The organism is Streptomyces sp. NPDC001415 (genome assembly GCF_053597395.1).
Genome location: NZ_JBSFIE010000025.1, coordinates 23,405 through 40,775, shown reverse-complemented (window position 1 = coordinate 40,775; position 17,371 = coordinate 23,405). Strand labels below are relative to the sequence as shown.

At 69.7% G+C, this 17,371-nt stretch carries 14 protein-coding genes and 2 pseudogenes; 10 read left to right on the top strand and 6 right to left on the bottom strand.

Translation table 11 applies throughout. The annotated features are described in order from the left end of the window. Nucleotides 1-69 precede the first annotated feature (69 nt). From ACWC2B_RS27480 to ACWC2B_RS27465, 4 genes are read right to left on the bottom strand one after another with little or no spacing between them, the layout of a single operon-like run. Nucleotides 70-2,472 carry a beta-xylosidase/alpha-l-arabinosidase gene (locus tag ACWC2B_RS27480; RefSeq protein ID WP_450721106.1) on the bottom strand — a complete coding sequence of 801 codons (2,403 nt, stop codon included), beginning with the start codon at nt 2,470-2,472 and terminating at the stop codon, nt 70-72. Beyond that, nucleotides 2,469-3,287 (bottom strand): carbohydrate ABC transporter permease, encoded by an 819-nt coding sequence (locus ACWC2B_RS27475; protein WP_450721104.1) that lies wholly within the window; start codon nt 3,285-3,287, stop codon nt 2,469-2,471. The genes ACWC2B_RS27480 and ACWC2B_RS27475 overlap by 4 nt, the downstream gene beginning before the upstream one ends. Then, entirely contained in the window at nt 3,287-4,183 is an 897-nt protein-coding gene (locus ACWC2B_RS27470) for a carbohydrate ABC transporter permease (RefSeq protein WP_450721102.1), read from the bottom strand. The genes ACWC2B_RS27475 and ACWC2B_RS27470 overlap by 1 nt, the downstream gene beginning before the upstream one ends. Then, complete coding sequence (locus tag ACWC2B_RS27465) at nt 4,180-5,472, bottom strand: ABC transporter substrate-binding protein (RefSeq protein ID WP_450721100.1); 1,293 nt, start codon at nt 5,470-5,472, stop codon at nt 4,180-4,182. The genes ACWC2B_RS27470 and ACWC2B_RS27465 overlap by 4 nt, the downstream gene beginning before the upstream one ends. Nucleotides 5,473-5,654: 182 nt before the next feature. Here ACWC2B_RS27465 and ACWC2B_RS27460 point away from each other — a divergent pair, with 182 nt between their 5' ends. The 3 genes and pseudogenes from ACWC2B_RS27460 to ACWC2B_RS27450 all read left to right on the top strand — a co-directional run. Continuing rightward, on the top strand, nt 5,655-6,692 hold the full coding sequence (locus ACWC2B_RS27460; protein ID WP_450721098.1) for a LacI family DNA-binding transcriptional regulator: 1,038 nt from the start codon (nt 5,655-5,657) through the stop codon (nt 6,690-6,692). A 136-nt stretch (nt 6,693-6,828) separates the two neighbouring features. Then, on the top strand, nt 6,829-8,259 hold the full coding sequence (locus ACWC2B_RS27455) for an endo-1,4-beta-xylanase (protein WP_450721096.1): 1,431 nt from the start codon (nt 6,829-6,831) through the stop codon (nt 8,257-8,259). A 91-nt stretch (nt 8,260-8,350) separates the two neighbouring features. After that, nucleotides 8,351-9,376, top strand: a pseudogene (locus ACWC2B_RS27450) (endo-1,4-beta-xylanase); the annotation flags it as partial. Between the two features lie 85 nt (nt 9,377-9,461). Here ACWC2B_RS27450 and ACWC2B_RS27445 read toward each other — a convergent pair. Together ACWC2B_RS27445 and ACWC2B_RS27440 are read right to left on the bottom strand one after the other, a co-directional pair. After that, nucleotides 9,462-9,719 (bottom strand): hypothetical protein, encoded by a 258-nt coding sequence (locus ACWC2B_RS27445; RefSeq protein ID WP_450721094.1) that lies wholly within the window; start codon nt 9,717-9,719, stop codon nt 9,462-9,464. Then, nucleotides 9,716-10,534 carry a phytanoyl-CoA dioxygenase family protein gene (locus tag ACWC2B_RS27440; protein WP_450721092.1) on the bottom strand — a complete coding sequence of 273 codons (819 nt, stop codon included), beginning with the start codon at nt 10,532-10,534 and terminating at the stop codon, nt 9,716-9,718. Before ACWC2B_RS27440 ends, ACWC2B_RS27445 begins: the two co-directional genes overlap by 4 nt. Nucleotides 10,535-10,607: 73 nt before the next feature. On the opposite strand from ACWC2B_RS27440, the gene ACWC2B_RS27435 reads away from it, so the two are divergent. The 7 genes and pseudogenes from ACWC2B_RS27435 (at nt 10,608) to ACWC2B_RS27405 (ending at nt 17,371) form a co-directional block, all read left to right on the top strand. Then, on the top strand, nt 10,608-11,381 hold the full coding sequence (locus ACWC2B_RS27435; RefSeq protein WP_450721090.1) for a helix-turn-helix domain-containing protein: 774 nt from the start codon (nt 10,608-10,610) through the stop codon (nt 11,379-11,381). A 146-nt stretch (nt 11,382-11,527) separates the two neighbouring features. Next, nucleotides 11,528-12,514 (top strand): annotated as a pseudogene (locus ACWC2B_RS27430) (sugar-binding domain-containing protein); the annotation flags it as partial. Next, nucleotides 12,490-12,762: a beta-galactosidase small subunit-related protein gene (locus ACWC2B_RS27425; protein ID WP_450721244.1), complete on the top strand. Its 273-nt coding sequence runs from the start codon at nt 12,490-12,492 to the stop codon at nt 12,760-12,762. The pseudogene ACWC2B_RS27430 and the gene ACWC2B_RS27425, both read left to right, overlap by 25 nt. A 364-nt stretch (nt 12,763-13,126) precedes the next feature. Continuing rightward, nucleotides 13,127-14,173: a LacI family DNA-binding transcriptional regulator gene (locus ACWC2B_RS27420; protein WP_450721088.1), complete on the top strand. Its 1,047-nt coding sequence runs from the start codon at nt 13,127-13,129 to the stop codon at nt 14,171-14,173. Between the two features lie 125 nt (nt 14,174-14,298). After that, nucleotides 14,299-15,546 (top strand): sugar ABC transporter substrate-binding protein, encoded by a 1,248-nt coding sequence (locus ACWC2B_RS27415; protein WP_450721086.1) that lies wholly within the window; start codon nt 14,299-14,301, stop codon nt 15,544-15,546. 20 nt (nt 15,547-15,566) lie between these two features. Then, nucleotides 15,567-16,550 (top strand): carbohydrate ABC transporter permease, encoded by a 984-nt coding sequence (locus ACWC2B_RS27410; RefSeq protein WP_450721084.1) that lies wholly within the window; start codon nt 15,567-15,569, stop codon nt 16,548-16,550. After that, on the top strand, nt 16,547-17,371 hold the full coding sequence (locus tag ACWC2B_RS27405) for a carbohydrate ABC transporter permease (RefSeq protein ID WP_450721082.1): 825 nt from the start codon (nt 16,547-16,549) through the stop codon (nt 17,369-17,371). The genes ACWC2B_RS27410 and ACWC2B_RS27405 overlap by 4 nt, the downstream gene beginning before the upstream one ends.

Below are 17,371 nucleotides of genomic sequence, written 5' to 3'. Positions count from 1 at the left end.
GCGTCGGCCTGCCATACCAGGTGGGGCCGTTGCCTCGGAGCGGCAACAGTCCAACCCGGGCCACGTTCCTCAACTCACAGGCGCTCCAAGGGATTTGGGCGTAGGCAGGGCCCGTTCGGTGATGGTCGGGTGGAGGCGGCGGGTGTGGTCGAGCGGGCGGACCGGGCCGGTCAGGCGCAGCGGCACGGTGAAGCGGGCATCGGTGCTGGAGGCGGCGATCCGCAGTTCCAGCGCGCCCGGTTCGACGATCCGGTGGCCCCCGCGGCCGGTGAAGGAGGCCAGGTCGGCGGGGAGTACCAGCTCGACGCGGCACCCGGCGCCCTCGGACAGCTCGATCCGCCGGTAGCCGATGAGCCGCTGCACCGGCTGCACCACGCTCGCCACCGGGTCGTGCAGGTACAGCTGTACGACCTCGCTGCCCGCCCGGCCGCCGTCGTTGCGCAGGTCGAAGGCGAGCCGGAACTCGCCGTCGGTGCCGGTCTCGTCGGTCTCGACCGCCAGGCCCGACCAGGTGAACTCGCTGTAGCCGAGCCCGTGTCCGAATCCGTAGGCGGGTGTCGGGTCGGTGTTGGAGACACCGCTCGCCTGGGCGAGCCGCGCGGCAAGGTAGGTCGACGGCTGGACGCCGGGGTGCGCGGGGATGCTGACCGGCAGCCGCCCGGACGGGTTGACCCGTCCGCTCAGCACGCCCGCCACGGCCTGTGTGCCCGCCTCGCCGGGGAAGAAGCACTGGACGATCGCCGCGGCCTCGCTCACGGCGCGCCCCAGCGCGTACGGCCGCCCGGCCAGCAGGGTGACCACGAGCGGAGTGCCGCAGTCCAGCAACGCGTCCATCAACTCGCCCTGAATTCCCGGGAGTTCGAGCGATTCGGCATCGCATCCCTCACCGCTGGTGCCTCGGCCGAACAGGCCGGCCCGGTCACCGAGGGCCAGCACCACCACGTCGGCCTGCCGGGCGGCGCGGACCGCTTCCGGTATGCCGGTGGCGTCCTCGCCGTCGACGGACACCCCGCGCACCGTCCGCACCTCGCTCCCCGTGAACTCGGCCCGCAGCGCCTGGCTCAGGGTGGGGAGTTCGATGCCGAGCGGCACCTTCGGATGCTGGCCGCCCACGTGCACCGGGAAGGCGTAGCAGCCGAGGACGGCGGTGGGCTCGTCGGCGTTGGGACCGATCAACGCGATCCTGGCGGGGTCGCGCAGCGGCAGCAGTCCGTCGTTGCGCAGCAGTACCACGGCCTGCTCCGCGAGCTCGGCGGCGAGGGCCCGGTTGGCGGGCCGGTCGAGATCGACCGTGCCGCGCAGCGCCTCGGGTTCGCTCCGGTCGGTGTCGACGAGGACGTCGGGCACGGGGTCCCAGTCCGGGTCGAGCAGGCCGAGCTGGGCCTTCTGGACGAGCACCCGGTGCAGCGCCCGGTCGATCAGCCACTCCGGGACGAGGCCGGTGGCGACGGCGTCGAGCAGGGGCTGCCCGTACGTCTTCACGGTCGGCAGTTCGGTGTCGACGCCGCTGGTGAGGGCCAGGGCCGCGGCCTCCGGCCAGTCCTCGGCGACGCCGTGCAGGGTTTTGAGGAAGGCGATGCCGAAGTAGTCGGCGACCACCGTTCCGGTGAAGCCCCAGGTGTCCCGGAGCAGTCCGGTGAGCAGGCTCTCGTCGGCGGCTCCGGGGATGCCGTCCGTGTCGGTGTAGGCGTGCATGACCGAGCGGGGGCGGCCTTCTCGGACGGCCATCTCGAACGGCGGCAGGATGACGTCGGCGCGTTCGCGCGGGCCCATGGAGACGGGGGCGAGGTTGCGTCCGGCGCGGGAGGCGGAGTACCCGGCGAAGTGCTTGAGGGTGGCGACGACCCCGGCCGACTCCAGGCCCTGGACATAGGCCGTGGCGATGGTGCCGACCAGGTACGGGTCCTCTCCGATGGTCTCCTCGACCCGTCCCCAGCGTGCGTCGCGCACCACGTCGAGGACCGGGGCGAGGCCCTGGTGCACGCCGACGGCCCGCAGGTCGCGGCCGATCGCGGCGGCCATCCGCCGTACCAGTGCCGGGTTGAAGGCGGCGCCCCAGGACAGCGGCACGGGGTAGGCGGTGGCGCCCCAGGCGGCGAAGCCGGCCAGGCACTCCTCGTGGGCCAGGGCGGGGATGCCGAAACGATTGGCGTCGGCGATCCGGCGCTGGGTGCGCATCAGCGAGAGGGCACCGAGCGCCGGGTCGACCGGTGCGGTGCCGAAGGGACGGGTCAGCTGGCCCAGCCCGTACGGCAGCAGGGTGTCGAGGTTGGGCGGATCGTCCATCTCGTGCTGGTGCGGGGCGACTTCACCGCCCACGTCGCTGGCGCCGACCCAGACGCCGACCAGCTGTGCGGTCTTCTCCCGCAAGGTCATGGCCGCGACCAGGGCGTCGGCCCGGGCCTCCGGGGTGAGCGTGGTGTCCCGCCAGGCGGGAGCGCCGTCCGGGGCGGGGGGTGGGGTGGCGCTCATTTTCCTCCCACGCCCATCAGGCCCTGGACCAGGGCGCGGCGGGCGAACAAGTAAACGACAAGGATGGGGAGCATGGACAGCACCACGGCGCTGAGCAGTCCGGGTACGTCGACGCCGTGTTCGGTCTGGAACTCGTACAGGCCGAGCGTGATGACCTTGGTGGAGTCGGACTGGGTGAGGATGAGCGGGAACAGGAAGCCGTTCCACGCCTGGAGGGCGGCGAAGACCACGATGGAGGACAGGCCGCCCTTGGACAGCGGCAGCACCAGTTGCCGGAAGACGCGGCCCGGGGAGGCGCCGTCCATCGCCATCGCCTCGTACAGCTCGGGGCTGATGTCGCGCATCGCGCCGGTGAGGATCAGGGTGCAGACCGGGAGGCAGAAAGCGGCGGTCGGCAGGATGACACCGATCAGGTGGTCGTAGAGGCCCGCCTTGCTGATCAGGTAGAACATCGGCACGATCACCGCCTGGGCGGGGATCGCCAGGCCGAGCAGGAACAGCCGGAACACCCAGCCGGTGGCGCGGCCCCGGGCCCGGACGATGGCGTACGCGAGCGGCGGGACGACCAGCAGCACGAGGGCGACCACGCTGGCGGTGACGGTCAGGGTGTTGAGGAAGTCCCGGCCGAAGCCGTTGGACAGGTCGGTGAGGTAGTTCCGCAGGGTCCACTGTGCGGGCAGGCTGAGCGGGCCCTCGGTGGAGTAGTCGGCGCGGGTGCGCAGGGTGGCGAGCAGCAGCACGTACAGCGGCAGGCCGACGAGCAGCAGCCAGATCAACGAGCCGAAGCCGGCGAGGTAGTTGGGGCGGCCGCGCATCACAGGCCCTCCGCCGTGCCGCGCATCCGGTCGTAGCCGGAGAACTTGACCACGGCCAGCGAGATCAGGGTGGCGACGACCACCAGGACCAGGGCGATGGCCGATGCGGCACCGAAGTCGTAGCTCTTGAAGCCCTTTTGGTACATGTAGAAGGCGCTGACGGTGGTGTCGGTGCCGGGGCCGCCCTGGGTGAGGATGAGGACCGTGTCGAAGGTGGTGAGTCCGCCGACCACCATCAGCACCATCGAGGTGATGATGGTGTTGCGCAGTTGCGGCAGGGTGATGTGGAAGAACTGCCGGACGGTGCCCGCCCCGTCGACCGCGGCGGCCTGGTAGAGCACCTGGGGGATGGCCCGGGCGCCGCCCTGGTAGATCAGTGCGTGCAGCGGGGTGAACTGCCACACCCCCACGAAGGTGAGCACCGCGAGCGCGCCACCGCGGCTGCCGAGCAGGTTGCCGTCGCCGAACAGCCAGGTGAGTTGGGAGGGGACGCCGAAGTTGGGGTCCAGGACGGCCCGCCACACCACGGACACGGCGGTCGCCGACAGGAGCAGCGGTACGAAGTAGATCGCCGAAAGGACGGCCCGGTTGCGCTGGTGTCCGGCGGCCCAGACGCCGAGCAGGATGCTGACCGGCGTCTGTGTGACCACGCCGAGGGCAGTGAGCAGCAGGGTGGTCCAGACCGACTGGGCCATCACCGGGTCGTGGATCAGCGCGGCCCAGTTGTCCAGGCCGTTGAAGCGGGGCTCGGTGATGCCGTCCCAGCTGGTGAAGGAGAGCACGGCGACCATGACCAGCGGCGCGATCGCGAACAGCAGGAAGAACACCGCGGCGGGCGCCGCCCAGGCGAAGCCCGGGCGGGTCACGCCCGTGCCGGACCTCGGGGCCCGCGTCATGAGGCGGGCAAGGCCTGCATGGCCTTGATGAAGCCGTCGGCGTCGAGCTTGCCGTCGAAGAACTGCTGGATGGCGGTGTGCAGCCGGGTGGACGCGCTCTGCGGGTACGCCTGGTCCCAGGAGAGCTGGAACGAGGGGGCCGCCTTGACCAGGTCGTACTGGTACTTGGAGTACTCGGGGCTGGCCGAGGAGCCCAGGAAGTCCGGGGTGTTGACGGTGGTCGGCAGGTTGCCCAGGGCGAGCTGGGCCTTGACGAACTCCTCGGAGTACATGAGTTTCAGGAACGCGGCGGCGGCCTCCGGGTGCTTGGTCTTCTTCAGCACCGAGTAGAAGTTGTTGGGGTTGCCGACCACGTCGGCCGGGTCGCCCTTGCCTCCGCTCACCGTGGGAAAGCCGGTGTAGCCGAGGTCCGACTTGGCGAAGTCCGGATTGGCGTCCTGTTGGGTGGAGTAGTACCAGGAGCCCATCAGCTCGAAAGCGGCCTTGCCCTTGGCCACCAGCGCCGGGGAACCGCCGTCGGTGAACTTGACGGAGTCGAAGTTGCCGCCGAACGCCCCGGAGTCGGCCAGTTCCTTGAGGGTGGCGAGTGCCTTGCGGCTGTCCTCGCTCGCCCAGGCCCCCTTGTCGCCGTTCACCGCCCGCTGGAACAGGCCGGGCCCGGCGATCCGGTCGTAGAGGTACTCGAACCACATCAGGGTGGGCCACTGGTCGGCGCCGCCGAGCGCGATCGGGGTTTTGCCCTTGGCCTTCAGCGTCTTGGTGGCGGCGACCAGTTCCTCCCAGGTCCGCGGCGGGGTCAGGCCGGCGTCGGCCAGCACTTTCTTGTTGTGGAACAGCAGCACCGGCTGGGTGCCGCGCATCGGGATGCCGTACGGTTTTCCGTCCACGACAGCCGAGTTGAACACCGTCGGCAGGAAGTTGCCCTTCAGGCCGGGGTCCTTGGCTATGAAGTCGTCGAGCGGGAGCAGCAGGCCGCCCTTGACGAACGGCTTGATGGAGCCGCCGCCCCAGTTGAAGAAGACGTCCGGGGCCTGCGGGGTGTTGATGACGGTCTGCAGCTTCTGCTGGTAGTCCGCGCCGGGGACGGTGTCGAGCACCACCTTGACCTTGGAGGTCTTGTTGAAGGTGTCGGCGATCTGCTTCTCGACCTTGTTGGTGGCGTCGCCGTAGACCATGACGTGGATCGTCCCGGAGCGCGCATCGGAGGAGGCGCCGCCCGATCCGCACGCCGCGGTCATGCCCAGGACGAGTGCGGTGGCCGCGGCCATCGCGGCGAATCTCGATCCCATACCCTGCCTATCGTTCGAATGTTTCGATTAATTTGGCGAATGTTGTGGGAAAACTAGGACTACCCTCGGATCCCGTCAAGAGTTTCGACGGGATCCGATCGGACCCGGCCGACCGGCTAGCATCCGTGCCGTCGGCCACCCACACCACGGAGTTGCCCAGCAGGGCAGTGCAGGAGGAGTTCGTGACCAGAGCCGCGACGCTCGCCGAGATCGCACGGGAGGCGGGGGTCTCGGCCCCGACTGTTTCGAAAGTCCTCAACGGCCGAGCCGACGTCGCCCAGGCCACCCGGGAGCGGGTCGAGGAGCTGCTGCGCCGACACGGCTACCGGCGCCGGCGCGGCACCCAGACCAGCCCGCTCCTTGAACTGGTCTTCCACGAGCTGGAGAGCGTCTGGGCGATGGAGGTGATCCGGGGCGTCGAGAACGTGGCGCGCGAGGAGGGGCTGAGCATCGTCCTCTCGGAGTCCTCCGGCCGGCTCACCCCCGGCCAGTCCTGGGTGGACGGCGTGCTCGCCCGCCGCCCCACCGGCGTACTCCTGGTCCTGTCCGGCCTGGACCGCTCCCAGCAGGAACAACTGGCCGGACGCGACATCCCGTTCGTGGTGATGGACCCTGCCGGCGACCCCGGCCAGGGGGTGCCCGCCGTCGGCACCACCAACTGGGACGGCGGGCTCGCCGCCACCCGGCATCTGCTCGACCTCGGCCACCGCCGGATCGGCCTGATCGGCGGGCCGCGCCGCATGATGTGCAGCCGGGCCCGGGCCGACGGCTACCGGGCGGCCCTCGACATGGCGGGCATCGCCTTCGACCCGGAGCTGGTCCGCGACGGCGACTTCCACCACGAGGACGGCCGCCGGGTCGGTCTTGAACTCCTTGGCCTGCCCGACCGGCCGACCGCGGTGTTCGCCGGGAACGACCTCCAGGCCCTCGGGCTCTACGAGGCCGCCCGCGAACTGGGGTTGCGCATTCCCGAGGACCTCAGCGTGGTCGGCTTCGACGACCTGCCGCTCGCCCGTTGGGTCGGGCCGCCGCTGACCACCGTCCGCCAGCCGCTGACCGAGATGGCCGAGGTCGCCGCCCGCATGGTGATCGACCTCGCCCGAGGCGCCCGGCCCGGCACTCTGCGGGTGGACCTGGCCACCAGCCTGGTCGAGCGCAGCAGCACCGCCCCGCCACAAACACCGTCCCGAGCGGTTGACGGAGCATCACCTCGGCCCTAGGGTCACCGACTGAATCGGTGGAGAGACCGAAACTTTCGACTATCTGTCTGCACAGCCACTCGGCCTCTCCGTACGGTCCGCGTTCCACGCACCACCGCACGTCCGTCTCTTCCCTCACAGAGAAAGGACCCCGCCGGTGTCAGTCCGGACGCCCCGCCTCCCCCGTCCCAGACATGCCGGTCGCGCCTTCGGCGCCGCCGCATTCACCGCAGTCGCCGCCCTGGCCGCCGCCACCCTGCTGCCCACCAGCCAGGCCGGCGCGGCGGGCACCACCCTGCGCTCGCTCGCCGAGGCGAAGGGCATCTACTTCGGTACCGCCATCACCCAGAGCGACCTCAACAACTCCGCGCTCACCGCCATCGCCGGCAGCCAGTTCGGCATGCTCACCCCCGGCAACGAGATGAAGTGGGACACCACCGAGCCGTCGAGGGGCAGCTTCAACTTCGCCCCCGCCGACAGGATCGTCTCCTTCGCCCAGGCCAACTCGATGAGGCTGCGCGGCCACACCCTGGTCTGGCACAACCAGCTGCCGTCCTGGGTGAGCGGTCTGCCCGCCGCACAGGTGAAGGCCGCGATGGAGAACCACATCACCACCGAGGCCACCCATTACAAGGGGAAGCTCTACGCCTGGGACGTGGTGAACGAGCCCTTCAACGAGGACGGCAGCTTCCGCGCCGACGCCTTCTACAACGCCATGGGCTCCGGCTTCGTCGCCGACGCGCTGCGCACCGCGCGCGCCGCCGACCCGAACGTCAAGCTGTACCTGAACGACTACAACATCGAGGGTCTCAACCCGAAGAGCGACGCCATGTACAACCTGGTGAAGTCGCTCAAGAGCCAGGGCGTCCCGCTGGACGGCGTCGGCTTCCAGGCCCACTTCATCGCCGGCCAGCTCCCCTCGACCTTCAAGGCCAACCTCCAGCGATTCACCGCGCTCGGCGTCAACGTCGCGATCACCGAGCTCGACGACCGCGTCCAGCTCCCCGCCACCACCGCCAGTCTCGCCCAGCAGGCGAGCGACTACGCCGGCGTGGTCAACACCTGTCTGGCCGTCACCGGCTGTGTGGGCATCACCCAGTGGGGCGTCGGTGACGCGGACTCCTGGATCCCGGGCACCTTCCCCGGCTACGGCGCGGCCACCATGTACGACGCCAACTATCGGCCGAAGCCCGCCTACACCTCATCCGCCACGGCCCTCGGCGCCGGCACCGGCCCCTCGCCCTCCCCCACCCCGACCGCCCCGGGCGGCGCCTCGTGCAAGGTGACCGGCGCGGTCAACGCCTGGAACACGGGTCTGACGGAGGACCTCACCCTCACCAACACCGGCCCGTCCACGATCAATGGCTGGTCCCTGGCGTTCACCCTGCCCGCCGGCCAGACCGTGACCGGCAGTTGGAACGCCTCCCTCACCCCGACCACCGGCCAGATCGCCGCCACCAGCCTCAGCTACAACGGCACGCTGGCCCCCGGCGCCTCCGCCTCGTTCGGCTTCCAGGCCACCCACACGGGCAACACCTCGCTTCCCACCGTGTTCAGCCTCAACGGCACGCCCTGCGCGACGGCCTGACGCCCCTCTCGAACCGCTGGGGGCACGGTCTTCCTGCCCCGCCCCCGACACACCCGCACCCGCACCCGCACAAGACCGTCGAAGGAGAACCATGCAGCACCCCCACCGAGCCCGCTCACGCCGCGCCTGTCTGCTGGGACTACTGGCCACCGCCACCCTGGTGTCGGTCGGCACGGCGACCGCCGCTCCCCCTGCCGCCCGAGCCACCACCCTGGGCGCCCAAGCCGCCCAGTCCGGCCGGTACTTCGGGACCGCCGTCGCGGCCTTCAAGCTCAACGACCGTACGTACGCGACGGTCCTGGACCGCGAGTTCAACAGGATCACGCCGGAGAACGAGATGAAGTGGGACACCACGGAACCGTCCCGGGGATCGTTCAACTTCGGCCCCGCCGACCAGATCGTCAACCATGCCCTGGCCCATGGGCAGAAGGTCCGTGGCCACACCCTCGTATGGCACTCCCAACTGCCCGGCTGGGTCGGCCGCATCACCGACGCCAACACCCTGCGCGGCGTGATGAACAACCACATCACCGGGGAGATGGCCCACTTCAAAGGCAAGATCCACTCCTGGGACGTGGTGAACGAGGCCTTCGCGGACGGCGGCAGCGGACAGCACCGTTCCTCCGTCTTCCAGAACGTCCTGGGCAACGGCTTCATCGAGACGGCCTTCAGGACGGCCCGCACGGCCGACCCGGCGGCCAAGCTCTGCTACAACGACTACAGCATCGAGGACTGGAACAGCGCCAAGACCCAGGGCGTCTACCGCATGGTCCGCGACTTCAAGGCGCGGGGCGTACCCATCGACTGCGTCGGCTTCCAGGCCCACTTCGGCGCCGGCGGGCCGCCCGCGAGTTTCGGCACCACCCTGGCGAACTTCGCCGCCCTCGGCGTCGACGTACAGATCACCGAACTGGACATAGCCCAGGCACCGCCGAACGCATACGCCAACACGGTCAGGGCCTGCATGAACGTCCCACGCTGCGCCGGCATCACCGTATGGGGAATCCGGGACACGGACTCCTGGCGCCCCGGAGAGAATCCCCTGCTCTTCGACGGCGGCGGCAACAAGAAGTCGGCGTACTACGCGGCGCTCACCGCCCTCGGCGGGACTCCCGCCCGGCAGAAGTGACGCTGGTTCAACGCCGTACCCGGCGCGGGTGAGCACCGCCCGCGCCGCACGACGTCGCGTCCTCGCTGACGGGCTACAGCTTCTCGAAGAAGAACTCGTGCTTGAGGAAGGACGTGTCGTACTCATGGCCCGGGTGGGGCGGAAGCAGTTGGGAGGCCTGGAACAGGCGCCAGCCGTCCTCCAGGGCGGCGAGGCCCGTCTCGTAGGGCGCCTCGTCGCCGTCCCCGGTAGTCGCACGGGTCCTGCCCGTGCCGTCGTAGCGGGACCAGCCGACGACGTGCGAGTCGAGCGCCGACGTGGCGAGGTACAGCACGAGGACTTGCTGCTTCATACGTTCCCCCGCAGGGCCGGCCGGTTGTTGGCACGGGTGATCCAGTACTCGATGTCGAACGTGTCGTCCCCGGTCAGCGCGCGCCACAGCAGTGCCCGGTTGTAGATCTCCAGGCGCCCGGTGGCCCACTCGTACCACGGGAAGGTGGTACTGAGTTCGGCCGTCACGGCTGGATCGTCCAGGTCGGAGGTGTCCCAGAGCCTGACCTGTGGCACGGTCGGGTTGAGGCGGATCTTGTACATGTACCGCTGCCGTGCGGTGTCGTTGCGCCGGCCGCCGTGCCAGATTCCGTGGTGGACCAGAACGATGGTTCCGGCGGGGCAGGTCAGCCGGGTCTGCCCTCGCAGGTTCTGCACGCGTCCGATGTCGGTCTCGTTGATGCGGCGCAGGTGACTCCCCGGCACGCTGAGGGTTCCGCCCATGTCCGGAGTCACGTCATGGGGGTAGTACATGAGCTGGATGTCGAAGGCGTCCGGGCGGACGTCGATGATCGCGTCCGCGTGAAGGTTCTGCGCGCTGCCCTCGTGCGGCTGACGGACGTGCACCGCGTGGTGGTCGACCGTCGGGTCCGGCCCGACCAGGCTCTCCACCGCACCGGCCACGGCGGGCAGGGCGAGCATGCGCGCAATGAAGGTGTCCTCGGGGAAAGCCTTCAACAGCGGTGTTCCGTAAGGGACTTCGGGTATCCCCGAGGACAGGGTGGCAATGGCCTGTTCGTTCAACTCCTGCGGCACGACCGCGTCCAGGCGCAGAAACCCCTGCGCGACGAAGCGTGCCACCTGAACCGAGGTGAGCAGCTCTTTAGTGGTGGGCATGCGACAAAGCTAGGACGCGAACCCGTCACGGGCGTGGGATGTAATCGTCGGTCACTGGTAGATTTTCACCACCATGGAAAGCGTGTCCCTGTGTCTGGATCGCCCGCCCGAGGTGGTGAACGCCGGCGTGGCTGTGCACGGGACGTCCACCGCGCACGAGATCTTCCGGTTGCCCGACCTGTGGCAACTGCACCTGTACAGCTATGTGGGGCGGCTGTCCGTCGAGGGCACCGTCCACCCCATCCGGCCCGGATGTGTCAGCCTGATCCCACCGGACACCGAGGTGCACTTCCACTACCGGGGCAGGTCTGAACACCTGTATGCCCATCTCCGTCTCCCCTCCGCCGGCCCCCGCCGCTCCGTACCCCTGATGCAGGACGCCGGGCCCGAAGGGCCGCTCATGGCGGGCCTGTTGAGACACGCGGTCGCCGCGCTGCCCGTGTCCGCCGCGCGCGCGTCCGCCGAGGTGTGGACGGTTCTGTGGCGCGCCGCCCTGCTGGCCGGTTCCGACGAACCCGGGCGCCGGCACCCCGTCGTGACCTCCGCCCGGGCCTACATCGAGGAGCATCTCGCCGAGCCACTGCCCGTGCCCGTCATCGCGCGGGCCGCCCGTGTCTCGCACACGCACCTGACACGTCTGTTCCGGGCGGAGACGGGCCTCACCGTCATCGCCTACGTCCGGCGTCGAAGGCTGGAGCGCGCCCGCCATTTGCTCCAGTCCTCGACCCTCTCCATCCCCTCCATCGCCGCGGCGGTGGGCATCGCCGACCTACAGGCCTTCAACAAGGCCTGCCGTCGCGAGTTCGGGACGGGCCCGCGAGCGGTGCGCGCCGCCCGCGTCCCCTGAGAGCCCGTGTCTGAGAAACCAGGCCCTTGGGGCTGGTCAGTCAGTGGTCGAGGTGGTCGACGGTCGGCCCCTCATGCGGCGCTTCCCGCAAGGCACCTTCGATAGTACGGTCGCGCGCATCACCTACGACCGCCGGAGGATTCCGCATGTCCGCACGGTACTTCGAGGACTACGCACCCGGCCACGCCAGAGCCGCGCCGCGTGCGGCCCTGGTCTCCGACGCCCCCAGAATCGACCTCAACGGGGACTGGGCGTTCCGGTTCTCGCCCACCCTGCGCCCGGAACCGGACGGATTCGAAGCCCCGGACTTCGACGACGCCTCCTGGGACGCCCTGAGCGTCCCCTCGCACTGGCAACTGCACGGCTACGGACGGCCCATCTACGTCAACATCGCCTACCCGATACCGGTCGACCCGCCCTTCGTCCCGGACGAGAACGAGACCGGGGACTACCGCCGAGTCTTCGACCTGCCCGCCACCTGGGCGGGCACGCCGGCCGTGCTGCGCTTCGAGGGCGTGGACTCCTGCGCCCGGATCTGGCTCAACGGCCTTGATCTGGGCGTCACTTACGGCAGCCGCCTGCCCGCCGAATTCGATGTGACCGAGCTGCTGCGGCCCGGCCGCAACGTGCTGGCGGTCCGGGTGCACCAGTTCTCCGCGGGCACCTACCTGGAGGACCAGGACACCTGGCGCCTGTCGGGCATCTTCCGCGACGTGTCCCTGCTGGCCCTCCCCGCGGGCGGCATCCGGGACGTCTTCGTACACGCCGACTACGACGCGGACACCGGCGAGGGCCGGCTCCGAGTGGAAGCCGATGCGGACGCGCCGGTGCGGATTGACATCCCGGCCCTCGGGATCCACGACCGGCCGGCCACGGCCGAGTTCGCCTTCGCCGCGGTACGGCCCTGGAGCGCGGAGGACCCGCAACTCTACGAGGCGTACCTGGCCACCGGCAGCGAGCGCGTCCGGATCCGGGTCGGCACGGGCCCGGGCGAGGCCTACCCCGACTCGCGTCAGGCCGTACGCGTCGGACGTTTCCGCGCGACCGTGGACGAACTGCAGACGCCCTATGTGCGCCCCCAGGAGAACGGCAACCGAGCGGACATCCGCTGGGCCACCTTCACCGACCAAGCCGGGAACGGACTGCGCGTCGCGGCGAGGAGCCGTTCCATTTCGCCGCGCGCCGCTGGACCGACCGACAGCTCGACGCCGCCCGGCACCACACCGATCTCGTGCCGGGCCCGGTGATCCACCTCCACACCGACCATGCCGTCCAGGGCCTCGGCACGGCCGCGGTGGGACCCGGTGTCCTGCCTCAGTACAGGCTCGAACTCGCCCCGGGGGACTTCACGTTCGTCCTCACCCCTCTGCGGCAGAGCTGAGACCACCGAGCGGCCCGCCGCACCAGAGTTCCTGGTGCGGCGGGCCGCTCCGTGCTGCCATGGCCGGACCCTGCGTCGGGCCGTCGCTGCCCGCGAGCGGTCAATTGATCAATTCGTCGAACCGGTTCGGGAAGTTAGCACCGTGACACCCGGTCAGCAATACCCCTGATACAGGGTTTTCCCCTGTTGCCTCCCGTGGCTGGGAATGTGTGCGCGAAGTATTGACAGCCGCAGGAGCCGTTCCTAACTTCCTTCATGCGAACCGGTTCGACAGCCGGGCTCGCTCTTCCCACGACCCGCACCCTGACGACCGGTGGGCGCTCCCTCTTCGAGGGTGTCGAACCGGTTCGAGCAAGGAGTCGCCGTGAACATCGGTGAGATCGCCCGGCGAGCCGGTGTCTCGCGCTCCACCGTGTCCTACGCACTGAGCGGCAAACGCCCGGTGTCGGACGACACCCGCCGCAAGATCCAGGAGGTCATCGACGAGTTGGGATACCGCCCGAACGCCAGCGCACGGGCCCTGGCCAACGGCCGGACCAGCACGATCGGCCTGGTGTTCCCACCGGCGGGGAACCACTACACGGGCATGCAGTTGGACTTCATCGGCAGCGTGGTGGAGGCCGCCGCGGCATACGACTACGACGTGCTGCTGTCACCGAGCGGCGAGGACAGCGACCGCTCGTTCCAGCGGTTGCTGGGAGAGCGGCGCGTCGACGGGGCGATCCTCATGGAGATCAGGCTGGAGGACGACCGGGTCGACCACCTGGCCGCCCTTGACTTCCCCTCCGTCGCCATCGGCCGTACCTCCGATCCCGAAGGCGGCTGGTGGGTCGGCCTGGACCACACCGCGCTGGCGGCTGCGTGCGTCCACCACCTGGCGGATCTCGGCCACCGCAGGGTCGCCTTCGTCAACCGGCCCGAGCAACTGCTGCGAGCCGGATACGAATCCGCGCACCGGGGTCTCGACGGCTTCACCAAGGCCGCCGCCGAGCGCGGCCTGACCGTGCGGACGTACTGCTGCGGGGACGATGCCACGTCCGGCCAGGAGTGCCTGGAGCGGATCCTGCACGACGACCCGGCCACCACGGCCCTGGTCACGCTGAACGAGGCCGCGCTGGGCGGTCTCTACCGAGGGCTCGCCCAGGCGGGCCGCCACGTTCCGCGCGACTTCTCCGTCACCGGGGTCGTGGCCGGTCGGTGGGCGGAGACGGTGACCCCGCAGCTCACCGCGGCGGACGTACCGGCCAAGGAGATGGGCCGGCGCGCCGTCGACCTGCTCGTGGAGCGGCTCGGCCACCCCGGCGCGCCGCCCCGGCACCATCTCCTGGTGCCGCCGATCTCTCTGCGGGCGAGCACGGGGCCCGCGGGAATCCCGCCCACTGCGGGCGCCGGGCTCCACACCACGCCCTGACCGCGACCACGCGCACCTCCTCACACCACCGGCGCCCGAGCCGTACGGCAGTGCCGTTCGCCGTGCCGGCCTCTCCTCAGCACCCCCTGCCCCGGCACCCGTATGTCCAGAACAAAGGAACCTCGATGAACAGCTTCTCCGGACGGCGCCGTCTGACCGTCGCCGCCCTGACCGCCCTGGCCGTGACCGTCACCGCCACCGCCTGTTCCTCCGGCTCGGGCAGCGGCACCGCCAAGGGCGCCGACGGCGACACGTACACCATCTGGGACCCGTACCCGCAGTTCGACAAGAGCTCGGCCTGGGTCAAGCTGCTCGACCAGTGCGGCGCCAGGGCCGGGGTGAAGGTCAAGCGGACCGGGTTCGACACCAGCGACCTGGGCAACAAGGCACTCCTCGCGGCGCAGCAGGGCAACTCGCCGGACCTCCTCGTCGTCGACAACCCGGTGGTCTCCACGCTCGCCGAGGCGGGTGTGCTCACCACGACCGAGGAGAACAAGGTGGACACCTCCAAGGTGGACCCCAACCTGCTCGCGGCCGGCCAGTCCGGCGGCAAGACGTACGGCACGCCGATCGGCGCCAACGCGCTCGCCCTCTTCTACAACAAGAAGGTCCTGAAGGAAGCCGGGGTGGACATCGCCTCGGTCAAGGACTGGAAGTCCCTGACGGCGGCACTGGAGAAGGCCAAGAAGGCGGGCAAGAAGGGCATCACGTTCTCGGCGATCGGTACGGAGGAGGGCAGCTTCCAGTTCCTGCCGTGGTTCTGGGGCTCCGGCGCCAAGCTGACCGAACTCGATTCTCCCCAGGCCGTGTCCGCCCTCTCCCTGTGGAAGGACTGGCTGAAGAACGGCTACGCCCCGAACTCGGTGCTCAACAACACCCAGACGACGAGCTGGCAGGAGTTCGCCAGTGGCGACTACGCGTTCATCGAGAACGGCACCTGGCAGCTCGCGGGCGCCAAGAAGGCCGGCCTCGACTACGGCGTCCTGCCCGTTCCCGGCGTGAACGGAGGCAACGCCGCCGCCCCGACCGGCGGTGAGTTCGTGACCACCCCGGTACAGAAGGACACCGGCCGCTACGCCACGTCCCAGAAGCTGGCGACCTGTCTGACCAGCGCCGACAACATCTACAACACCGACACCACGCTGTCCTACGTCGCTCCCACCAGCGAGGTCCAGGCCAAGCAGGTGGCCGCGAACGCCGAGTTGAAGCCGTGGGTGGACGCGGTCAAGGCGGCCAAGGGCCGCACCAGCGGGGACCTGGGCACCAAGTACCCCAAGATCTCCGAGCAGATGTGGAAGGCCGTCCAGTCCGCACTCAGCGGGTCCAAGTCGCCCCAGGACGCACTGTCCGCGGCCCAGTCAGCCGTCAAGTAGCCCGATAACAAGGGTCGTTCATGAACCACACGACACAGCCGCCGGCCCACCGGTCCGTGCCCGTCCGGAACGCGTCGGCCACCGCCGCCCCGCCCCCGGCTCGCGGAACGAAGCGCCGCAGGCCCACCTCCACTCAGTGGGCCGCCTGGGGATTCCTCGCCCCCGTGACCCTCTACCTCGCCCTCTTCTACGCCTATCCGCTGTACCGCAACCTCGACCTGAGCCTGCGCAACTACACCGTCCGCTCCTTCGTCCAAGGCGACGCGCCGTTCACCGGCCTGAAGAACTACCGCACCGTCTTCGCCGACCCGACGTTCGCCCCGGCCCTGCTGCACACAGCGCTGTTCACCGCCCTGTGCCTGGTCTTCCAGTACGCCTTCGGCCTGGCCCTCGCCGTCTTCTTCAACCAGCACTTCCGGCTCTCGGCCACCCTGCGGGCCCTGTTCCTGGTGCCCTGGCTGCTGCCGCTGATCGTGTCGGCCTCCACCTGGTCGTGGATGCTCAACAGCGACTCCGGCGTCATCAACGCCGTCCTGCACACCATCGGCGTCGGGCCGGTGAACTGGCTGACCTCGCCCTCCTGGTCGCTGGCCTCGGTGATCATCGCGAACATCTGGATCGGCATCCCGTTCAACCTGGTCGTGCTCTACAGCGGCCTGCAGTCCATCCCGGCCGGCCTGTACGAGGCCGCGGCGCTCGACGGGGCGAGTGCCTGGCGCCGGTTCTGGAGCATCACCTTCCCGCTGCTGCGCCCGGTGTCCGCCATCACCCTGCTCCTGGGTCTCGTCTACACGCTCAAGGTCTTCGACATCATCTGGATCATGACCAAGGGCGGCCCGGCGGACTCGTCCACCACCTTCGCCACCTGGTCCTACCAGCTCGGATTCGGCAGCATGCTGCCCGCATTCGGCCCCGGAGCCGCCGTCGGCAACCTGCTTGTCGTCGCCGCCCTGGTCTTCGGCCTGGTGTACCTGAGGGTCCAGCGGAAGCAGGCACTGTCATGAACCGAAGCCGACGCCGTACGTGGTGGAAGACGGCAGTGGGCCTGGCGCTGACGGCGGTCATGCTCTTCCCGGTCTACTGGATGCTCAACGTCTCCCTCACCCGCGACCAGGACATGCGCAAGAGCCCGCCGGAGCTGCTGCCGCTCCATGGCACCCTGGCCGGCTACCGCACCGTCCTCGACGAGCAGTTGCCCTACCTCGGCACGAGCCTCGGCATCGGCCTGGGCACCGTCGTCCTGACCGTGGTCCTGTCCGCGCCCGCCGGCTACGCGCTGGCCAAGCTGCGCCCGCGCGGCGGCGGTGTCCTGAGCTTCGTCCTGCTGGCTGCCCAGATGATCCCCGGGATCATCATGGCGATGGGCTTCTACGCCATCTACCTCCAGCTCGGCCTGCTCCAGTCCGTCCCCGGGCTCATCGTCGCCGACTCCACCCTGGCCGTCCCCTTCGGCGTCCTGATCTTCACGGCGTTCATGTCGGGCATCCCCGGCGAACTGCTCCAGGCGGCGCAGATGGACGGAGCGAGTGCCCTGCGCACCTTCCGGTCCATCGTCCTGCCGATGAGCCGCAACGCCGTCGTCACCGTGTCCCTGTTCGCGTTCCTTTGGTCCTGGTCCGACTTCATCTTCGCCAGCACCCTCGTCAACGGCGGTGCCCAGGAGCCGATCACGCTCGGCATCTACCACTACATCGGCAACAACAACCAGGAGTGGAACGCCATCATGGCGACCGCCGTCGTGGCCTCCTTGCCCGCCGCGGTCATCCTCGTCCTCGCCCAGCGCTACGTCGCCGCCGGTGTGACCGCCGGCGCCGTCAAGGACTGA